Source organism: Micromonospora sp. WMMD736, from assembly GCF_049179015.1.
Taxonomy (GTDB): domain Bacteria; phylum Actinomycetota; class Actinomycetes; order Mycobacteriales; family Micromonosporaceae; genus Micromonospora.
Window position 1 is genome coordinate 1 of sequence record NZ_JBMHMI010000131.1, and the last position, 3181, is coordinate 3181.

The 3181-nt window shown below is 67.8% G+C and carries 5 protein-coding genes; 2 read left to right on the top strand and 3 right to left on the bottom strand.

The annotated features are described in order from the left end of the window. Nucleotides 1-246 precede the first annotated feature (246 nt). Together ACN269_RS34595 and ACN269_RS34600 are read left to right on the top strand one after the other, a co-directional pair. Complete coding sequence (locus ACN269_RS34595; RefSeq protein ID WP_421477532.1) at nucleotides 247-594, top strand: DUF3060 domain-containing protein; 348 nt, start codon at nucleotides 247-249, stop codon at nucleotides 592-594. Nucleotides 595-647: 53 nt separating this feature from the next. Next, a complete protein-coding gene (locus ACN269_RS34600) occupies nucleotides 648-1058 on the top strand; it encodes a DUF3060 domain-containing protein (RefSeq protein WP_421477534.1) in 411 nt (136 codons plus the stop codon). A gap of 3 nt (nucleotides 1059-1061) precedes the next feature. Here the strand turns inward: ACN269_RS34600 and ACN269_RS34605 are convergent, their stop codons facing one another. From ACN269_RS34605 to ACN269_RS34615, 3 genes are all read right to left on the bottom strand, one after another. Continuing rightward, the gene (locus ACN269_RS34605) at nucleotides 1062-1775 is read right to left on the bottom strand and encodes a crotonase/enoyl-CoA hydratase family protein (RefSeq protein WP_421477539.1); all 714 of its coding nucleotides are present in this window, start codon (nucleotides 1773-1775) and stop codon (nucleotides 1062-1064) included. A gap of 56 nt (nucleotides 1776-1831) precedes the next feature. Beyond that, entirely contained in the window at nucleotides 1832-2578 is a 747-nt protein-coding gene (locus tag ACN269_RS34610; RefSeq protein WP_421477536.1) for a PaaX family transcriptional regulator C-terminal domain-containing protein, read from the bottom strand. Nucleotides 2579-2580: 2 nt separating this feature from the next. Next, nucleotides 2581-3181: crotonase/enoyl-CoA hydratase family protein (locus ACN269_RS34615; protein WP_421477537.1), on the bottom strand; the 601-nt coding region annotated here is incomplete at its 5' end.

Consider the following 3181-nt stretch of genomic DNA (forward strand, 5'->3'; position numbering starts at 1 on the left):
CGCGTTGCCGGCCACCGTGTGCGCGCATCCGGCAGCGGTGATCACCGCCGTCAGCACCAGAACAGCAACCATCGCGAAATGCCTACGCATTGCACCTCACGCTACCCAGCCGACCGGTTGATGGCGACCTATGCCAGCGGCCCCGAGGCAACTGCGGAAGTGTCGCCCCACCGGCCGACACGGCCACGTAGGCTTCCCGAAAGGGGTCGGGTCAGCAAGTACGGACAAGACAGCGACGGGACAAGGATGAAACGGATCGCCGCGAGCCGGTTTGTGGCGGCCGGTGCGGTCGCCGTGGCGGCCATCCCGATGGTCGGCGCCGGTGCGGCCCACGCCAAGAACGGTGATACCCACATCACCGGACAGGGCATCGAGCGGACCCTGGACTGCAACGGGGCGACACTGTTTGTCTTGGGCACCGACAACCGGATCAATGCTGTGGGCACCTACTGGGCGGTGACCGTGCAGGGCTCGTCGAACGTCGTGATCGCCGACACCGTCGTCAACGACATCACTGTCTACGGCTGCGACCAGACCTTTCTGTTCCGCAACGGTGAGCCACTGTTGTGGGATCGGGCCGTGAGTTGGGCATGACCAACCGGCTCAACCGCATTCCGGCCTAGTCCGTCGACCTGGAAGGGGCAGACATGCGCGGGTACTCCGCTCGAATCGCCGGATCGATCGCCGCGGTGCTCACGGCACTCGGCCTCGCCGCGTGCGGTTCGGAAGGCTCCGAGTCTGACTCCCCGACGGCCACCGTCGGGGACTCCGGCGCCCAGGTCGAGATCGGCGACACCATCAACTACGGCTCGTTCGGCACCACGTCCGAGATCGACTGCGCCGACGGGAAGTCACTCAATGTCGGCGGCTCCAACAACACGCTGACGGTGATCGGTACCTGCGCCAACGTGAACATCGGCGGCGCCGACAACACGATCACCTTCGAGAAGGTCGACACCGACATCACCGTCGTCGGGTTCAACAACACCGTGACCTACTCCGACGGCGAGCCCACGATCAACGACACCGGCTCGGGTAACACCGTCACCCAGGGCTGATCGTCACGCGCCCGCACCGTGTCGTCCGGCGCCCGCCGCGAACCGGCCCGCACCCTCGAGCGCTTCGGCCGCGACCCGCGACAGGCTGCCGAACTCGAAGTCCATCGCGCCCGTCTCGGGGGTACCCCACTGATGCAATGCCGACCGGCGGTCGGCGCGCATGCACTGCTGGGGCAGCATCGCGAGCTCGGTGGCCAGTTCCTCGGCGCGCTGGCGGGCCTGGCCGTTGGGCACGAGCCGGTTGGCCAGACCGATCGCATAAGCCTCCTGCGCATCCACCGCTCGACCGGTGAGAATCAGATCCATCGCGCGACTGTGCCCGATCAGTCGGGGCAGCCGGACGGTGCCGCCATCGATCAACGGCACCCCCCAGCGTCGGCAGAACACCCCCATGACGGCGCCTTCTTCGACCACCCGCAAGTCACACCACAGCGCCAGTTCCAGTCCCCCCGCCACCGCGTAACCTGCAACCGCGGCGATCACCGGCTTGGACAAAGCCATCCGGCTCGGCCCCATCGGGCCCGGGCCGGTCCGCTGGGCCACGTTGGACTCGGCCGTACCGAAGGCCTTGAGATCGGCTCCGGCGCAGAATGTTCCGTTGTCACCCCACAGCACCGCCACCGACGCCGAATCGTCCTTGTCGAAGTCCTCAAATGCCGCGTACAACTCCGCGGCCGCCGGACCGTTGACGGCGTTACGGGCCTGCGGCCGGTTCATGATCACCGTCGTCACCGGGCCTGCCCGCTCGACCCGAACCCCACCCGCATGTGCACTCACGTCACTGCCTCCATCAGTTCGACATCGTCGCGATGCGCCACAAGTTCTGCAGCGAAGCTCTGATACGCCGTCCGCAGCTCCGCGCCCGGCCAGTGTTCGGGTAGCAGTTGCGCCGGTAGCACCGGGTCGGTAAGCAGGTGGCGCACGATTCCGGCCGCAGCGGTGAACCAGCCGGGAATGTCTGTGGCACTGCCGATCTGACTGAGCAACCGGCGCCCTTCACGTGCCCAGCCGGGCAGGTCCCACAACTGGGCGGCGAGCGCCCCGGGGTCGGCATCGCGTGCCGACAGCACCCGCCCCAGCCGCGTCACCTCGGTGGGCAGCTCCAGGTCGAGGTTGTCCGGGCGCAGCCAGATACCCTCACGAAGCTCGGCGAACCTGTTGTACTGCAGGGTGTTCCGAACATTCGTCCGGGTCCGGGCCTGCACTCCCAGGCTGGTGATCACCAGCGTGGTCCAGTCTCCGCCCCAGTCGTGCAGGCGGGGATTGATCGCGTCGTCCTGGCGGCGTTGACGCGCCAGCAGACGATCCGACAGCCGATAGCCACCCTCGGAGCGGACCAGATCACCCCCGCTGACCATGCGGGTCAACGCGACCCGCACCGTCGACTCCTTGATGCTGAAATCGGCGGTCAGCCTGATGAGTTCACTGGCGGTCGCATGCGCGGGATGGGCGCCGAGCAGCAGACTCAGGATCACCGAACGGGCCGTCATCCGGCCCGGAGCACTCGACTTGTTGGCCACCGTCACACTCCGGACGCGCGACGGCCGACGTCGCCGAAGGGTTCGTCCCGGTGCCGCACGGCCTCCCGGAAGCCGTGCCGGACCGCGTCTTCCACGAACCCGTGGCCTTCCGGGGTGTGACGGGCGACGCCGTCGAATACCGTGCTGACCATCTGACTGGTGGCGACGCCCTGATTCAGCAGTGCGGTGTTGCAGGCCAGCTTGGCCATGATCAGCTGGTTGACCGGCATCGCCGCGATGCGGCCCACCAGGCGCTCGGTGCGCTCGTCGAGGTCAGCCGGATCCGGCGCCTCGACCGCGAGCCCCCACTCGGCGGCCTGCGCGCCGGTGATGCAGTCACCGGTGAACAGCAGCCGCTTGGCGCGCTGATCGCCCAGCCGATGGGCCCACAGCCCCGCGGCCGGCACCCCCCAGACCCGCATCGGCGGGTAACCGATCTTGGCGTCGGAGGCCGCGATCACCTGGTCGGCGTGTAGCGCTATGTCGGTGCCGCCGGCCACGCAGTAACCGTGGATCTTGACCACGGTCGGCTTGTCGGCGCGCATCAGGCTGGCGAAGCCACGGACGAACCGGCTCATCATCTGGTAGTCGATCATCGGATCC

Bases quoted from the DNA above. Each gene is read 5' to 3' on its own strand.
- ACN269_RS34595 (WP_421477532.1), top strand. From the start codon at position 247: ATGAAACGGATCGCCGCGAGCCGGTTTGTGGCGGCCGGTGCGGTCGCC.
- ACN269_RS34600 (WP_421477534.1), top strand. From the start codon at position 648: ATGCGCGGGTACTCCGCTCGAATCGCCGGATCGATCGCCGCGGTGCTC.
- ACN269_RS34605 (WP_421477539.1), bottom strand. From the start codon at position 1,775: ATGAACCGGCCGCAGGCCCGTAACGCCGTCAACGGTCCGGCGGCCGCG.